General features: G+C 68.4%; 13 protein-coding genes. 9 read left to right on the plus strand and 4 right to left on the minus strand.

The features are described 5' to 3' along the window. Positions 1–34: 34 nt before the first annotated feature. On the minus strand, positions 35–253 hold the full coding sequence (locus tag ACIPVN_RS01780; protein WP_400438653.1) for a hypothetical protein: 219 nt from the start codon (positions 251–253) through the stop codon (positions 35–37). A 179-nt stretch (positions 254–432) separates the two neighbouring features. On the opposite strand from ACIPVN_RS01780, the gene ACIPVN_RS01785 reads away from it, so the two are divergent. Beyond that, positions 433–2,511 (plus strand): type IIA DNA topoisomerase subunit B, encoded by a 2,079-nt coding sequence (locus tag ACIPVN_RS01785; RefSeq protein ID WP_400438656.1) that lies wholly within the window; start codon positions 433–435, stop codon positions 2,509–2,511. A gap of 19 nt (positions 2,512–2,530) precedes the next feature. Further along, positions 2,531–3,349, plus strand: a complete 819-nt coding sequence (locus tag ACIPVN_RS01790; protein WP_400438659.1) for an alpha/beta fold hydrolase — start codon at positions 2,531–2,533, stop codon at positions 3,347–3,349. Positions 3,350–3,361: 12 nt separating this feature from the next. On the opposite strand, the gene ACIPVN_RS01795 is transcribed toward ACIPVN_RS01790, so the two are convergent. Continuing rightward, complete coding sequence (locus ACIPVN_RS01795) at positions 3,362–5,803, minus strand: DNA topoisomerase (ATP-hydrolyzing) subunit A (RefSeq protein ID WP_400438661.1); 2,442 nt, start codon at positions 5,801–5,803, stop codon at positions 3,362–3,364. A 95-nt stretch (positions 5,804–5,898) separates the two neighbouring features. On the opposite strand from ACIPVN_RS01795, the gene ACIPVN_RS01800 reads away from it, so the two are divergent. After that, positions 5,899–6,969: an alkaline phosphatase family protein gene (locus ACIPVN_RS01800; protein WP_400438664.1), complete on the plus strand. Its 1,071-nt coding sequence runs from the start codon at positions 5,899–5,901 to the stop codon at positions 6,967–6,969. An 11-nt stretch (positions 6,970–6,980) separates the two neighbouring features. Here the strand turns inward: ACIPVN_RS01800 and sepH are convergent, their stop codons facing one another. Then, the gene (gene sepH, locus ACIPVN_RS01805; RefSeq protein WP_400438666.1) at positions 6,981–8,066 is read right to left on the minus strand and encodes a septation protein SepH; all 1,086 of its coding nucleotides are present in this window, start codon (positions 8,064–8,066) and stop codon (positions 6,981–6,983) included. A gap of 198 nt (positions 8,067–8,264) precedes the next feature. On the opposite strand from sepH, the gene ACIPVN_RS01810 reads away from it, so the two are divergent. Next, positions 8,265–8,558, plus strand: coding sequence for a DUF4193 domain-containing protein (locus ACIPVN_RS01810; protein WP_247622371.1), 294 nt, complete (start codon positions 8,265–8,267; stop codon positions 8,556–8,558). An 89-nt stretch (positions 8,559–8,647) separates the two neighbouring features. Here the strand turns inward: ACIPVN_RS01810 and ACIPVN_RS01815 are convergent, their stop codons facing one another. After that, positions 8,648–9,112 carry a DUF3093 domain-containing protein gene (locus ACIPVN_RS01815; protein WP_400438669.1) on the minus strand — a complete coding sequence of 155 codons (465 nt, stop codon included), beginning with the start codon at positions 9,110–9,112 and terminating at the stop codon, positions 8,648–8,650. 12 nt (positions 9,113–9,124) lie between these two features. On the opposite strand from ACIPVN_RS01815, the gene dut reads away from it, so the two are divergent. The 5 genes from dut to dxs all read left to right on the plus strand — a co-directional run bounded on the left by dut (position 9,125) and on the right by dxs (position 15,989). Continuing rightward, complete coding sequence (dut, locus tag ACIPVN_RS01820; RefSeq protein WP_400438672.1) at positions 9,125–9,577, plus strand: dUTP diphosphatase; 453 nt, start codon at positions 9,125–9,127, stop codon at positions 9,575–9,577. After that, positions 9,570–10,157 carry a DUF3710 domain-containing protein gene (locus tag ACIPVN_RS01825; protein ID WP_400438675.1) on the plus strand — a complete coding sequence of 196 codons (588 nt, stop codon included), beginning with the start codon at positions 9,570–9,572 and terminating at the stop codon, positions 10,155–10,157. Before dut ends, ACIPVN_RS01825 begins: the two co-directional genes overlap by 8 nt. After that, positions 10,154–10,900, plus strand: coding sequence for a DUF3159 domain-containing protein (locus ACIPVN_RS01830; RefSeq protein ID WP_400438677.1), 747 nt, complete (start codon positions 10,154–10,156; stop codon positions 10,898–10,900). Before ACIPVN_RS01825 ends, ACIPVN_RS01830 begins: the two co-directional genes overlap by 4 nt. Positions 10,901–11,054: 154 nt before the next feature. Beyond that, positions 11,055–13,892 carry an aconitate hydratase gene (locus tag ACIPVN_RS01835; protein ID WP_400438680.1) on the plus strand — a complete coding sequence of 946 codons (2,838 nt, stop codon included), beginning with the start codon at positions 11,055–11,057 and terminating at the stop codon, positions 13,890–13,892. A 156-nt stretch (positions 13,893–14,048) separates the two neighbouring features. Next, a complete protein-coding gene (dxs, locus tag ACIPVN_RS01840; RefSeq protein ID WP_400438683.1) occupies positions 14,049–15,989 on the plus strand; it encodes a 1-deoxy-D-xylulose-5-phosphate synthase in 1,941 nt (646 codons plus the stop codon). The last annotated feature ends 4 nt before the right edge of the window (positions 15,990–15,993 follow it).

The following is a 15,993-nucleotide window of genomic DNA, read 5'->3' on the forward strand; positions in this document are numbered from 1 at the left end:
ACCGCGGGAGGGCCTTCGTGGGCTCGGGTCGGACTCAGACGGCTTCGACGAGACGCGCGGTCTCATCGTGCCAGCTCGTCGCGATGGCTCGGAGCTTCTCTTCGTACTTGCGTCCGTGGTGGGCGCAGAACAGGAGCTCGGAGCCGTTGACCTCGGCTGCGATGTAGGCCTGTGCGCCGCACGAATCGCAGCGGTCGGCTGCGGTCAGGCGGAACTCGACCACGGAGGTCTGGCGTTCGGTCGTTGCGTTCATCTCGGTGCCTCCTCGATTCGGGTTCGCTGGGGAGCGTGCTCAATACAACCACGGAGTGGGTGGGAGCATGCCCGGATCACGGCGTGTTTCGCTCACCGCGTACGCGCGCGGTACGCGGTCGGGCGGTCAGGGGAGTGTCGGCGAGCCGCGCGGGGTGTTCGAACATAGAATCGGAGATTGTGACCGCCGAGTATTCCGCCCATCATCTCCAGGTGCTCGAAGGCCTCGAGGCTGTCCGCAAGCGTCCCGGTATGTACATCGGCTCGAACGGATCGCCCGGGCTCATGCACTGCCTCTGGGAGATCATCGACAACGCCGTCGACGAAGCCGTCGCAGGGAACGGTGCGAAGATCGACGTGATCCTGCACCCGGACGGCAGCGTCGAGGTGCACGACAACGGTCGCGGCATCCCCGTCGACGTCGAGCCGCGCACCGGTCTGACCGGTGTCGAGGTCGTGTTCACCAAACTGCATGCCGGCGGCAAGTTCGGTGGAGGGTCGTACGCCGCCTCCGGTGGTCTGCACGGCGTCGGCGCCTCTGTCGTGAACGCGCTCTCCGAGCGCCTCGACGTCGAGGTGGATCGAGGCGGCAAGACCTACGCGATGTCGTTCCACCGCGGCGAGCCCGGTCTCTTCGACGACCGTGACGGCAAGCGTCCGGATGCGGCGTTCACCCCGTTCGAGCAGAAGAGCGAGCTGCGCGTCGTCGGCAAGGCACCTCGGGGTGTCACCGGTACACGCATCCGATACTGGGCCGACCGCCAGATCTTCACGAAGGACGCCGCCTTCCAGCTCGGCGACCTCGAGACGCGCGCCCGTCAGACCGCGTTCCTCGTGCCCGGGCTCGAGATCGTCGTGCGCGACGAGCGTGCGGAGGAGAGCGTCGAGACGAGCTACCACTACGAGGGCGGCATCTCGGAGTTCGTCGACTACCTCGCCACCGATCCGCCCGTCACCGACACGTGGCGCGTGCAGGGCGAGGGGACGTTCACGGAGACCGTTCCCGTGCTGCAGGCCGACGGCCACATGGTCGCGACCGAGGTGGAGCGCGTCTGCAAGGTCGACATCGCAATGCGATGGGGGACGGGCTACGAGACCACGACGCGGTCGTTCGTCAACATCATCGCGACGCCCAAGGGCGGCACGCATCAGCAGGGCTTCGATCAGGAACTGCTCAAGGTGCTGCGCGCACAGGTGGAGCAGAACGCCCGCAGACTCAAGGTCGGCAACGACAAGCTCGAGAAGGACGACGTGCTCGCCGGCCTCACGGCCGTGCTCACGGTCAACGTCCCCGAGCCGCAGTTCGAGGGTCAGACCAAGGAGGTTCTCGGTACGCCCGCCGTGCGCCAGATCGTGGCCCAGGTGATCCGCAAGGATCTCGCCGCGCGCTTCAGCTCGACGAAGCGCGACGACAAGAGCCAGGCCACTCAGCTGCTCGACAAGATCGTCGCCGAGATGAAGGCCCGCGTCTCGGCGCGCGCCCACAAGGAGACGCAGCGTCGTAAGAACGCTCTCGAATCGTCGACGCTGCCGACCAAGCTCGTCGACTGCCGCACGAACGAGGTGGAGCGCAGCGAGCTCTTCATCGTGGAGGGCGACTCGGCCCTGGGGACGGCGAAGAATGCGCGCAACAGCGAGTTCCAGGCGCTTCTCCCCATCCGCGGAAAGATCCTCAATGTGCAGAAGGCGTCGATCGGCGACATGCTCTCGAACGCGGAGTGCGCATCCATCATCCAGGTGATCGGTGCCGGCTCGGGGCGCAGCTTCGACATCGACGCCGCGCGGTACGGCAAGGTGATCCTGATGAGCGATGCCGACGTCGACGGCGCTCACATCCGCACCCTGCTGCTCACTCTCTTCTTCCGCTACATGCGGCCGCTCATCGAGCACGGCCGTGTGTTCGCCGCCGTGCCGCCGCTGCATCGCGTGGTCGTCATGAACCCGGGCTCCAAGCCGAACGAGACGATCTACACCTACAGCGAGCAGGAGATGCACGCGTTGCTGGCCAAGCTCCGCAAGGCCGGCAAGCGCTGGCAGGAGCCGATCCAGCGCTACAAGGGTCTCGGTGAGATGGATGCGGAGCAGTTGGCGAACACCACGATGGACCGATCCGGGCGCCTGCTCCGCCGCGTGCGCATGGAGGATGCCGAAGCGGCCGGCCGCGTCTTCGAGCTGTTGATGGGCAACGAGGTCGCTCCGCGCCGCGAGTTCATCATCGATTCCTCCGACCGGCTGTCGCGCGAGGCGATCGACGCCTAGGTCGTCGTAGGGTCGGAACGTGGACACCCTCGACCGACGCCTGGCGCGGCCGGGGGCGGTGATCGCCTTCGCCGACGGCGGGGGAGACGGGCGACCGGTGCTGCTCGTGCACGGTGCCGGGATGGATCACACGATGTTCGACGCGCAGGCGGAGGCGCTGACTGCTGCCGGCTTGCGTGTGCTCCGTTCAGACCTCCGCGGGCATGGGGCGTCCGCTCTCGACGAGGGGGTGCGGTTCTCGGCGCGTGAGGCTCTCGGCGACATCACGGCGCTGTTGGCCGAGTGCCGGATCGCGCGAGCCGTGATCGTCGGCCATTCGCTGGGCGGCAACCTCGCGCAGGCCTACGCGGCAGCTCAGCCCGCCCGGGTGAGCGGAGTGGTGGTGATGGATGCGAGCTGGAACGCGGGACCGCTTTCGCATGCGGAACGCTTCGCCCTTCGTCTCGCCGCTCCGACGCTCGCCCTGGTGCCGTCTCGCCGGCTCCCTGGGATCATGGCGCGTGCCTCGGCAGTGACGGCAGGCGCGATCGCTCGCACAGAGGAGATGTTCGCCCGCACGCCGAAGTCGGTCTTCCTCGATGTCTGGCGCGCGACAGCCTCGCTGATCGCCCCCGAGCCGGGATACCGCTCGCCCGTACCGCTCGGACTCATCCGCGGGGCCGAAGATCGCACCGGCAACATCGCAGCAGCCATGCCTCGGTGGGCGGAGGCCGAAGGCGTCGATGAGCGCGTCGTTCCCGACGCCGGACACATCCTCACCTGGGATGCGCCGGACGAGACATCCACGGCACTCCTGGAGATCCTCGCCGAGGAATCCTTCGTCACCGCGATGCGATGAGCGTGGGAAGGATCAGACGAGCGTGCGACCGATGCTCCCGATGACACCGTCCGTCGGCTGACCCGAGGCGTCGCGTCGTGCGCCGGACTCGGGCAGCCTCCGCACGGCGCCGGTCGGGTCGACGGCCTGCGCGGGGCTCGGCCCGACCCACGCCACCGTCAATCGGTCCTCACCCTTCAGGAAGGCATGCGCACGCACGCCCCCTGTGGCACGGCCCTTCGCCGGGTACTCCGTGAACGACGACACCTTCGCCCGACCTGCATCGGTGCCGGGGAGGATGCTGTCGGAGCCCGAGACCGTCGCCACGACGGCATCCGATCCCGCGCCGACGACGCCGAAGAAGAGCACGGATGCCCCCGCCCCGAGCTTCACGCCGGCCATGCCTCCCGCGGGGGCGCCCTGCGGGCGCACGGCCGAAGCCGAGAAACGCAGCAGTTGGGCGTCGGTGGTGACGAACACCACCTCGGAGTCGTCGGGTGCGTCCGCGGCACCCACGACGGAGTCCCCGGCCTTCATCGCGATGACCTCGATGTCCGGGCGAACGGGAATCGATGTCGGGACGATGCGCTTCACCGTTCCCTGCGCCGTCCCCAGCGCGATGGGGGTCTCACTGTCGAAGCGAACGAATCCGAGGATGCGTTCTCCGCGGGTGGTGATCCCGAGGTAGTCGCGCAGCGGCGTGCCTGCGGCGAGCTGCACCGAGCTGGAGGGCACCGAGGGCAGGTCGACGGGGGAGAACCGGACGACGCGCCCCGCGCTCGTCAGCGCGCCGATCTCCGCCCGAACCGTCGTCTCGATCGTGGCGAGGATCGCATCGTGCTTGCTACGGCGCGCGGGAACCGTGAGCTCCTGTCCGTCGACGAGGTCGACCCGAACCGCGCGTCCGGTCGTCGACAGCACGAGGACGGTCGGAGCGTCCGCGATCTGCAGGTCGGCGGCGCCCTTCGTCGCACGGGGCTTCGGCGGTGCGGCGTTCATGAGCAACGTGCGGCGCGGGGTGCCGTAGGCGTCCGCGGCGGCGTCGAGTTCGGTGGCGACCGCCTGACGCAGCAGCGCGTCGCTGCCCAGGAGCTCGCGGAGCGCCGCGATGTCGGCGAGGAGAGCATCGCGCTCTGCTTCGAGTTCGATGCGCGAGAACTTGGTGAGTCGACGCAGGCGAAGCTCGAGGATGTACTCGGCCTGGAGCTCGCTGAGATCGAACACGTCGCGCAGCTTGGTGCGTGCCTGCTCGGAATCGTCGGACGAGCGGATGACCTGGATGACCTCGTCGATGTCGAGGATCGCGATCAGGAGGCCCTCGACGAGATGCAGACGCTCTTCGCGCCGGGCCAGACGGTAGCGACTGCGGCGGGTGATGACCTCCAGCCGGTGCGCCACGTAGACGCTGAGCATCTCCTTGAGGCCGAGCGTGCGGGGCTGGCCGTCCACGAGCGCGACGTTGTTGATGTTGAACGAGTCCTCGAGGGGGGTGAGGCGGTACAGCTGCTCGAGCACGGCGTTCGGGTCGAAACCGGTCTTGATCCCGATCGCGACGCGCAGACCGTGGTTACGATCCGTGAGGTCGGTGACGTCGCTGATGCCCTGGAGCTTCTTCGCCTGGACGGCATCCCGGATCTTCTCGATCAGTCGCTCGGGTCCGACCATGTACGGCAGCTCGGAGACGATGATGCCGGTGCGCCGTGGGCCGAGCGGCTCGATCGACACCTTCCCCCGCACCTTGAGCGCGCCGCGCCCGGTCGTGTATGCATCCTTGACGCCGTCGAGGCCCATGAGGACTCCGCCGGATGGGAAGTCCGGTCCCGGAACGTACTCCATGAGCTCTTCGGTCGTGGCGTCCGGGTGCTCGAGCAGGTGCGTCGCGGCGGCCACGACCTCGATCAGGTTGTGCGGCGCCATGTTGGTCGCCATGCCCACGGCGATACCGCTCGCGCCGTTGACCAGGAGGTTGGGGAACGCAGCCGGCAGCACGGCCGGCTGCTGGAACTGACCGTCGTAGTTGGGGATGAAGTCGACGACGTCCTCATCGAGGTTCTCGGTGAGCGCGAGGGCCGAGGCGGCGAGGCGCGCCTCCGTGTAGCGCGCGGCGGCGGGGCCGTCGTCGAGCGAGCCGAAGTTGCCGTGCCCGTCGACGAGCGGCACGCGGAGGGCGAAGTCCTGAGCGAGGCGCACCAGTGCGTCGTAGATCGCCGAGTCGCCGTGCGGGTGCAGCTTCCCCATGACCTCGCCGACGACGCGGGCGCTCTTGACGTGTCCGCGGTCGGGACGCAACCCCATCTCCGCCATCTGGTACAGGATTCGACGCTGCACGGGCTTGAGGCCGTCGCGGGCATCGGGGAGGGCGCGCGAGTAGATCACGGAGTACGCGTACTCGAGGAAGGACCCCTGCATCTCGCTGGAGAGATCGATGTCCTGGATGCGCTCCTCGACGGGCTCGGGCGGCGGCGTTTTCGGCATGGGGTTCCTGAGGGCGTGCGGGAGCCTGTGTCAGACTGGCTCGGGTGTCCCTCATGCTACCGTCCGAGTCCGCGTCAGCCCGGAGCATCGTCGGGGTGGCGGACGACGTGTTCTCCGCATTGCACGGCGATGCCGGGCGTCTTCCGCGAGCGTCGTCGGTCGTGCTCGTCGTCATCGACGGGCTCGGTGCCATCGGGCTGCGTGCGCACGCCGGTCATGCCCGCAACCTGACGGCGCAGATGACCAAGCGCGACGTCGCGACATCGGTCTTCCCCTCGACGACGGCCTCGGCGTTGACGAGCATCCTCACCGGCGTCTGGCCGGGCGAGCACGGGCTGATGGGGTACCGGGTCATCGACCCGGATCGTGACCTCCTCGTCAATCAGCTCACGGGATGGGAGAGCGAGGGGCTGGACCCTGCGACCTGGCAGATGGCTCCGACGATCTTCGAGCGTGCCGCGACGGCCGGGCTCGGGGCGTTCGCGGTCGGACTCGCCGCGTATGCGCAGAGCGGGTTCACCCGTGCGACCATGCGCGGCGCGGCCTTCGCTGCAGAGGCGCGTGCGGCCGACCGCGTGCGACTCGCCTACGCCCTCGCCGAACAGAACCCCGGTTCCCTGGTCTACTGCTATCTGCCCGAGGTCGACAAAGCGGGGCACAAGCACGGGATGGCGTCGGCGGAGTGGTTGGCTGCGCTCGAGGACGTGGATGCGGCGCTCTCGGCACGCGTGCCCTCTGGCGTGGGAGCGCTGGTCACGTCGGATCACGGCATGATCGACGTTCCCGAACGGCGGCAGATCGTTCTCGACGAGGCTCACCTGGCGGGTGTCCGGCACGTGGGGGGAGAGCCGCGCATGATCCATGCCTATCTCGAACCCGCATCCGACGCCGAGGCGGTCATCGAGCGGTGGCGTTCCGACCTCGCGGGCCTCGCCGACGTCGTCTCACGGAACGAGGCGGTGGCCGCAGGGCTGTTCGGACCGCGGGTCGCGGATGCCGCGGCGGCGCGCATCGGTGACCTGCTCGCCGTGCCGCGGGGGAACGGGGCGATCTACGATGGCACGGCCGCCGATCAACGCGGTCGCGGCATGGTGGGACAACACGGCGGGCTCACTCCGGAGGAGCGTCAGGTGCCGCTGGTCGGACTGGGTGCGTTCGCGCACTGAGCCCGCGAGGGTCACTCGTCGGTGCGTGCTCCGAAGACGATCTCGTCCCAGGAGGGCATCGCGTTGCGGCGACGCTTGCGCGAGGACGAATCGTTCGACTCGGAAGAGTCGCGCGGGGCAGGGGGAGCGTCCGTGCGGGTCTCCTCGGGCTGCTCCGGCTCGAAGGCGTCCTCGAAGAGCGCGATCAGGTTGCGATCCGGCTCGTCGTCGGTCGCGCCGGCCGACGGGCTCGGCTCTGCAGCCGGCGCTTCGTCGATGACCGGCGACGCCTCGCGCTGTCCGCGACGGCGACGGAGCGCCTCCAGCAGATCCGCGGTCTCGGGATTGGTGCTCTGCGTCTCCGGCGCGCGGTTGATGGCCGCGGCCTGCGCAGCTGCGTTCGATCGTTCGGGAGCGGGCGGCTCCTCGACGGAGACCTCGGGTGAGGGCACGAGGCGCGGGCCGAACGCTCCGGAATCGAACCGGCTGTCGTCCTTGTAGGGCGAGGAGGTGCGGTCGGACTCCACGGCACGGAGTCGCGGAATGAGTCCGTCGGGGAGGGAACCCTGACGGGAGAGCTGGGTGGCGTCGGCGTTCAGCGGCGACAGCGCGCTGCGGCGGGGGTCGAAGCTCCACCGCGCGTCATGATCGACCTCGTTCGCCGTGAACTCCAGCTTGATGATCCAGCCGGACTCCTCTTTCCAGCTCGCCCAGCGCTCGGCGGTCGCCGCGACATCGGAGAGCTTGGCGCGGATGGCCGTGCCGAACGTGGGCTGCGCGTCCGGTTCGACCTCGCTGCCGATCAGGACCGGAACGGCGAGCGCCTGTCCGATGACGTGCTCACGCTCGGCGAGCACCGGTGCCTCGAAGCGCACGACGTCATCGACGCTGATGCCGAGCAGGGCGGACACCTCGGATGCCGTGAGGCCGGCGCGGATCTGCGCCTGGATGTCGCGCGGGCTGGCGGCGAGCTTCTGGGCGGCCGGTTCGGCCTGCCGGGTCGCCCTGCGCAGCTCGCGCTGCAGCACGTCGTCGATGGCCAGCGCGAACCGCTCGCCAGACTCGGTCGCGAGCACGAGGACTCCTGCCTCGGTGCCGACGATGGTGACGTTTTCCATGCGAATGCCCCTCTGATGGGTGTGCATTCATGGTGTCACGCATGGCCCCGTCCGCGCGGGAATACCCTGGGCGCGCCGCGAGTTTGCTCTGTCGATCGCACCGGCATTTGCGAAATGCCTCTCGGTCATGCAAACTATGGCCGCCGAATACCCGACGGCGCACCACCACTCGCACCATGAATGTGGAGATCTAACCGCATGGCAACCGACTACGACGCCCCCCGTAAGAGCGAAGACGACTCCGAGTCGATCGAAGCCCTGAAGGAGCGCGTTCCCGACAAGCTCTCCGGATCGACCGGAGACGAGGACGCCGACAACCCGTCCAGCTTCGACCTCCCCGGAGCCGACCTCTCCGACCTCGAGCTGGATGTCGTCGTGCTGCCCGCGCAGCAGGACGAGTTCACGTGCATGAGCTGTTTCCTCGTGAAGCACCGCTCGCAGCTCGACCATGAAGAGGCCGCGGGCCCGATCTGCAAGGAATGCGCGGCCTGACGGCTCAGCGCGACGAATCACGCGCCCCGACCCTCGCGGTCAGGGGCGCGTTGTCGTCTGCGGGCGGTGGTCGGTGACGGACGACGCGCTCAACGCTGAGCGCTGCGGATGGCCGCGGCGAGGCGGTCGGGGGTGCGGGTCGAGATCGTCCACGCGGTCACCGGGTCGGCTGGGTCGTCGTTCGGGACGACGACGATGCCCTCGATGCCGCCGCGGATGAGGTGCCACCCACGGGCGGGCAGTCCCGTTCCGCGTGCGGCTTTCGCATCGGTGCCCGTGAGCGCGAGCGGAGCGCCCAGATGGGTGACGTCGATGTGCGCACGGCCGGCGCGCAGCACCCCGTCCTCCACCGAGACGACCGGCGTGACGACGATGGAGAGCGCCACGAGGAGCGCGGAGACGGCTGCTCCGGCGACGAGGGCGATCGTCGCGCCGACCGGCACGAAGATGAGGGCCACCATGGGGCCGGCGAGAGCGACCGTGACCAGGAGCCACAGGCTCGGCGAGAGCCTCTCGCGGTAGCGCGATCGTGCGTCGGTGGTGGGGTTCTGCATTAGCCTCATGGGGTGACCGATTCCGTTGATATCCCCATTATCGCCGCTCAACCGCCGGTCTATGCGCATCCCGGCGATGCCGGCGCGGACCTGACGGCCGCTGAGGCCGTGCGTCTCGAGCCGGGGGAGCGCGCCCTGGTGGCCACGGGTGTGCGTATCGCGCTGCCGGACGGCTATGCCGCCTTCGTCGTGCCGCGCAGCGGTCTCGCGGCGAAGCACGGCATCTCGATCGTGAACTCGCCGGGAACCGTCGACGCGGGCTACCGGGGTGAGATCAAGGTGAGTCTGATCAACACCGATACGAGGAGCGCGTACGATGTGGCGGTCGGCGATCGCATCGCGCAACTGATCATCATGCCGGTGACGCGAGCCGTGTTCCACCCGGTCGACGAGCTGCCCGTGAGCGTTCGCGGCGAAGGCGGATTCGGATCCACCGGATATCAGGCAGGGAAGAGCAATGACTGACAACACCCCCACTCCCCAGGAGTCCGGACCGCTGAACCGTGCCGTCGACGGCCCCTTCGACGACTCCGAGGCGAATCCCGTCCGGCCCTACATCGACCTCGGCGGCATCAAGATCCTGCCGCGCGAGGGCCTCAACCTCCGTCTCGAGGTCGAGGAGCAGTCGAAGCGCATCGTGGCCGTCGGACTCGACTACGCGGACTCATCGCTGCAGGTCCAGCCCTTCGCGGCGCCTCGCTCCGGTGGGCTCTGGGACGAGACCCGGGTCCAGCTGCGCGACCAGGTCAAGGCACAGGGTGGCCGCGTCGAAGAGCGCGAGGGTTCCCTCGGCAAGGAGCTGTTGGCCGAGGTGCCCGCCTCCGCGAACGAGGGCAGCGGGCTCCGCCTCGCGCGTTTCATCGGCATCGACGGTCCGCGGTGGTTCCTGCGCGGCGTGATCGGCGGTGCCGCGGCATCCGATCCCGACGCCGCCGCGAAGGTCGAGGACCTCTTCCGCTCGATCGTCGTCGTGCGCGGTGGATCGCCGATGCCGCCTCGCGATCTCATTCCGCTGAAGATGCCGGCCACGCCGGGATCGGCGTGAGCGGGGGGACCCCGCAGGGCGACCGCGAGCAGTCGGCCTCGGAGATCCTCGGCGCGGCTCTCAGCGGAGCGGCACGCCGCGCCGGTGTCGACCCGGCTGAGGGCGCGAACACGCACACCGTGGTCTGGTCGGCTATCGGAGGGTGGCGGGGGATCCTCGAGTCGGTCCTGCCGAGCCTCGCGTTCGTCGTCCTGTTCACGATCCGGCCCGAGCCGCTCATCCTCGCCCTCGGAGTGTCGGTGGGACTCGCCGCCGTGTTCACGGTCGTCCGTCTGCTGCAGAAGTCGCCGCCTTCGGCGGCGATCGGCGGGCTGGTGGCTGCGGGCGCGGCCGCCGCGCTGGCGCTGATCACCGGACGCGGGCAGGACAACTTCGTGCCCGGGCTGATCACGAACGCCGCGTACGGCACGGTCCTGCTCATCACCGCGCTCGTCGGGTGGTCGCTCATCGGCATCGCCGCGGGCTTCCTCATGGGGGAGGGGATGGCGTGGCGTCAGGATCGGCGCAAACGCCGCGCGTTCCTCTGGCTCGGCGTGGCCTGGTCTGCCCTCTTCTTCGCCCGGCTCGCCGTACAGCTCCCGCTGTACCTCGCGGGCGAGGTGACCGCGCTCGGCACGCTCAAGCTGATCATGGGGCTCCCGCTGTTCGCTCCGATGGTCGCCGTGACCTGGCTCGTCGTACGCGCGCTGTATCCGCCGGACAAGCGCGGGACGGACCCGGCGGAGACGGCCTCGGAGGCGTGATAGATTTATCTTGATATCAAGATAAATCGCAGGGCTTCTGCCTGGAGGGCCCAAGGCGCAGACTGGTTAGGTCCGCCTTGCTAGCCCCGGCCCCTCCCAGGCGAGCAAGATGGAGTCGCCTGTCGCTTCCATCAGATCAGAAGGAGACGGAATCGTGTCCACGGTGAACAGCTTCGGTGCCCAGAGCACCCTGACGGTCGGCAGCACCGACTACGAGATCTTCCGCATCGACACGGTGCCCGGTTTCGACAAGCTCCCCTTCAGCCTCAAGGTGCTGCTGGAGAACCTCCTTCGCACCGAGGATGGCGCGAACGTCACGAAGGCGCAGATCGAGGCTCTCGGATCATGGGATGCCGCGGCCGAGCCGAACACCGAGATCCAGTTCACGCCGGCGCGCGTCGTGATGCAGGACTTCACCGGCGTGCCCTGCATCGTCGACCTCGCCACGATGCGCGAGGCCGTCACGGCACTGGGCGGCGACGCGAACAAGATCAACCCGCTCTCGCCGGCCGAGATGGTCATCGACCACTCGGTCATCGCCGATCTGTTCGGCTCCGAGAACGCTCTCGAGCGCAACGTCGAGATCGAGTACGAGCGCAACGGCGAGCGCTACCAGTTCCTCCGCTGGGGTCAGACGGCCTTCAGCGACTTCAAGGTCGTGCCGCCCGGAACCGGCATCGTGCACCAGGTGAACATCGAGCACCTGGCGAAGGTCATCTACGACCGCGAGGTCGGCGGCGTCCTGCGTGCGTACCCCGACACGTGTGTCGGCACCGACTCGCACACGACGATGGTCAACGGCCTCGGTGTGCTCGGCTGGGGCGTCGGTGGCATCGAGGCCGAGGCCGCGATGCTCGGTCAGCCCGTCTCGATGCTCATCCCGCGCGTCGTCGGCTTCAAGCTCAGCGGCGAGATCCCCGCCGGCGTCACGGCGACCGATGTCGTTCTCACCATCACCGACCAGCTGCGCAAGCACGGCGTGGTCGGCAAGTTCGTCGAGTTCTACGGCGAGGGCGTGGCATCCGTGCCGCTCGCCAACCGTGCGACCATCGGCAACATGAGCCCCGAGTTCGGGTCGACGGCCGCGATCTTCCCGATCGACGACGTCACGCTCGACTACCTGCGCCTCACGGGTCGCAGCGAAGAGGCCGTCGCGCTCGTCGAAGCGTACGCGAAGACGCAGAAGCTGTGGCACGACCCCTCGCAGGAGCCCGTCTTCAGCGAGTACCTCGAGCTCGACCTTGCGACCGTCGTCCCGTCGATCGCGGGTCCGAAGCGCCCGCAGGACCGCATCCTCCTCTCGGAGGCGAAGTCGCAGTTCGAGCAGGACATCCTCGCCTACGCGACGGCGTCCACCTCCGACGACGTCGTCGACCTCGAGTCCAAGCACTCGTTCCCGGCATCCGACCCGGGTAACGTCCCCGGCGAAGAGGAGCCCCGCACGACGCGCCCCGTGCACATCAATAGCGGCGCACCGGCGAACGTCTCGACGCCCGTGCCGGTGACGACCCCTGACGGCGAGAAGTACATCCTCGACAACGGCGCCGTCACGCTCGCCGCCATCACCTCGTGCACCAACACCTCGAACCCGTCGGTCATGATCGCCGCCGGTCTCGTCGCTCGGAAGGCGCTCGAGAAGGGGCTCAAGCAGAAGCCGTGGGTCAAGACCACTCTCGGCCCGGGCTCGAAGGTCGTCACCGACTACTACGAGAAGTCCGGTCTCGACAAGGATCTCGAGGGTCTCGGCTTCTACACCGTCGGCTACGGGTGCACGATCTGCATCGGAAACTCCGGCCCGCTGATCGAAGAGGTCTCCGAAGCGATCAACTCGCACGACCTGGCCGTCACGGCGGTGCTCTCGGGCAACCGCAACTTCGAGGGTCGCATCAGCCCCGACGTGAAGATGAACTACCTCGCGAGCCCGCCGCTCGTGATCGCGTACGCGCTGGCCGGTTCGATGCACTTCGACTTCGAGAACGACTCCCTCGGCAAGGGCAGTGACGGCAACGATGTCTTCCTCAAGGACATCTGGCCGTCGCCCGACGAGGTGCAGGAGATCGTCGACTCGTCGATCTCGCGCGAGCAGTTCATCAAGCAGTACGCGACCGTCTTCGACGGTGACGAGCGCTGGCGCAGCCTGCCCACTCCCGAAGACGCGATCTTCCAGTGGGACGAGGAGTCGACCTACGTGCGCAAGGCGCCGTACTTCGAGGGCATGACGATGGAGCTGACCCCGGTGCAGGACATCAAGGGTGCTCGAGTCATGGCGACCCTCGGCGACTCGGTCACCACCGACCACATCTCGCCCGCCGGAAACATCAAGCCGGGAACGCCGGCCGCGCAGTACCTGACCGAGCACGGCGTCGATCGCAAGGACTTCAACTCCTTCGGCTCGCGCCGCGGCAACCACGAGGTGATGATCCGCGGCACGTTCGCGAACATCCGTCTGAAGAACCTCATGGTGTCGGCGGTCAACGACGGTGCTGTGGTCGAGGGTGGCTTCACCCGCGACTTCACGCAGCCGGGCGGCCCCCAGTCCTACATCTACGACGCGAGCATGAACTACCAGGAGCAGGGCACGCCCCTCGTCATCTTCGGTGGCAAGGAGTACGGTTCCGGCTCGTCGCGCGACTGGGCGGCGAAGGGCACCAGCCTGCTGGGCGTCAAGGCGGTCATCACCGAGAGCTTCGAGCGCATCCACCGTTCCAACCTGATCGGCATGGGCGTCGTCCCTCTGCAGTTCCCCGCCGGTGAGAGCTGGGAGTCGCTGGGCCTCGACGGCACCGAGATCGTCTCGATCGAGGGCCTGGAAGAGCTCAACAACGGCGTCACCCCCAAGACGGTGCGCGTCACGGCGACGCCGAGCGAGCACTCGCCCGAGGGCAAGCAGGCCGTCGAGTTCGACGCGGTCGTGCGCATCGACACCCCCGGTGAGGCGGACTACTACCGCAACGGCGGCATCCTGCAGTACGTTCTGCGTTCGCTCGTCTGAGCGACCCGACAGGGGGATCCGGCGCATCGTAGCCGGGTCCCCTTCGTCATGCCAGGGGGTGCGTCTCCCGGGGGATTCCCCGGGGTTGGCGGTACCATCGAGAAGGCCCCGGGTACCGAGTCCGGGACCGACGACACAGCAGGTGAGGAGGTGCCGATGCCCATTCTTCCGAGCATCTCAGGACCCAGGGACCTCGACGGTCTGAGCACCGAGCAGCTGACCGATCTGGCGCAGGAGATCCGTGATTTCCTCGTCGAGAACGTCTCCCGCACGGGCGGGCATCTCGGCCCGAACCTCGGTGTCGTCGAGCTGACGATCGCGCTTCACCGCACGTTCTCCTCACCGGACGATCCGTTCATCTTCGACACCGGGCATCAGTCGTACGTGCATAAGCTGCTCACCGGTCGCCAGGACTTCTCGGGGCTTCGCGTGCGCGATGGTCTCGCGGGCTACCCGCAACGTGGAGAGAGCCCGCACGACGTCGTGGAGTCCTCGCATGCCTCCAGCTCGCTCAGCTGGGCCGACGGCGTCTCCCGCGCGCTCACGGCGACCGGTCGCGCCGACCGCCATGTGATCGCCGTCGTCGGCGACGGCGCGCTCACGGGGGGCATGACCTGGGAGGCGCTCAACAACATCTCCGACGACAACGATCGCAATCTCGTCATCGTCGTCAACGACAACGGGCGCTCCTACGCCCCGACCATCGGTGGGATGTCGCGCTTCCTCAACCGCGTGCGCACCGCCGCCGCGTACAAGGACCTCCACCACAAGTCCGATCGGCTCTTCCGTGCCTTCGGCCCCGTGGGGCGCGCCGTCTTCCGCGGAGTCCGCGGCGGCACGCACGGGTTCCTCTCGCGCTTCACGAACAACGAGGCCCTGTATTCGAACCTCGACATCAAGTATCTGGGGCCGGTCGACGGGCACGACCTCCCGGCGCTCCTCGAAACCCTCGAACTCGCGAAGTCCTACGGTGCTCCGGTCATCGTGCACGCGATCACCGAAAAGGGGCGTGGCTATCAGCCGGCACGCGACGACGACGCCGACCAGTTCCACGCCGTCGGCAAGATCGACCCCGCGACCGGCGAGACGCTCTCCTCGGGTGGCCGGGGATGGACGGATGTCTTCTCCGATGCGCTCGTCGACATCGGGTCGCGCCGAGACGACGTCATCGGGATCACGGCGGCGATGCTCCGCCCCACCGGTCTGGCGCCGTTCGCCGAGCGGTTCCCCGATCGTGTCTACGACGTCGGTATCGCCGAGCAGCATGCCGTCGCATCGGCGGCGGGACTCGCGTACGGGGGACTCCACCCCGTGGTCGCGGTCTACGCGACCTTCATGGGGCGCGCGTTCGATCAGGTGCTCATGGATGTCGCCCTGCACCGCGCTGGCGTGACGTTCGTGCTCGACCGTGCCGGCGTCACCGGTCCCGACGGGCCCAGCCATCACGGCATGTGGGATCTGGCCATGCTGCAGATCGTGCCCCACATCCGCATCTCGGCTCCGCGCGACGGCATCCGCCTCACCGAGGCGCTGGAGGAAGCCGTCCTGGTCGATGACGCACCCACGGTCATCCGCTTCCCGAAGGGCGAGGTCGCGGCAGAGCTGCCCGCGCTGGATCGGCTCCACGACGGCGTGGACGTGCTCGCGCGAGGCGAGAGCGAAGACGTGCTGATCGTGGCGATCGGACCGTTCGCCGCCATGGCCATGGACGTGGCGGAGCGGTTGCGCGCGCAGGGGATCGGAGCGACCGTGATCGACCCTCGGTGGGCGATCCCGGTGCAGCCGTCGGTCGTCGCTCTGGCCGCACGTCATCGTCTCGTCATCACCTTGGAGGACGGCATCCGCGTCGGTGGCATCGGAACACGCGTGCGCCAGGTGCTGCGCGAGGCGGGCATCGACACGGCGGTCGACGAGCTCGGTCTGCCCGACGAATTCCTCGACCATGCGTCGCGGGAGCAGATTCTGGCGGATGCTGGCCTGACGGCCTCGAAGATCGCGCAGGATGTCGTGTCCCAGGTGCTCGGAACGCGGATCCCGGTGGCTCGGAGCGCGGGAGAGACCGGAACGATCGACCTCCCGCTGTCCGAGCGTCACTGACCCC

Source organism: Microbacterium sp. NPDC090003 (genome assembly GCF_044748385.1).
Lineage (GTDB): Bacteria > Actinomycetota > Actinomycetes > Actinomycetales > Microbacteriaceae > Microbacterium.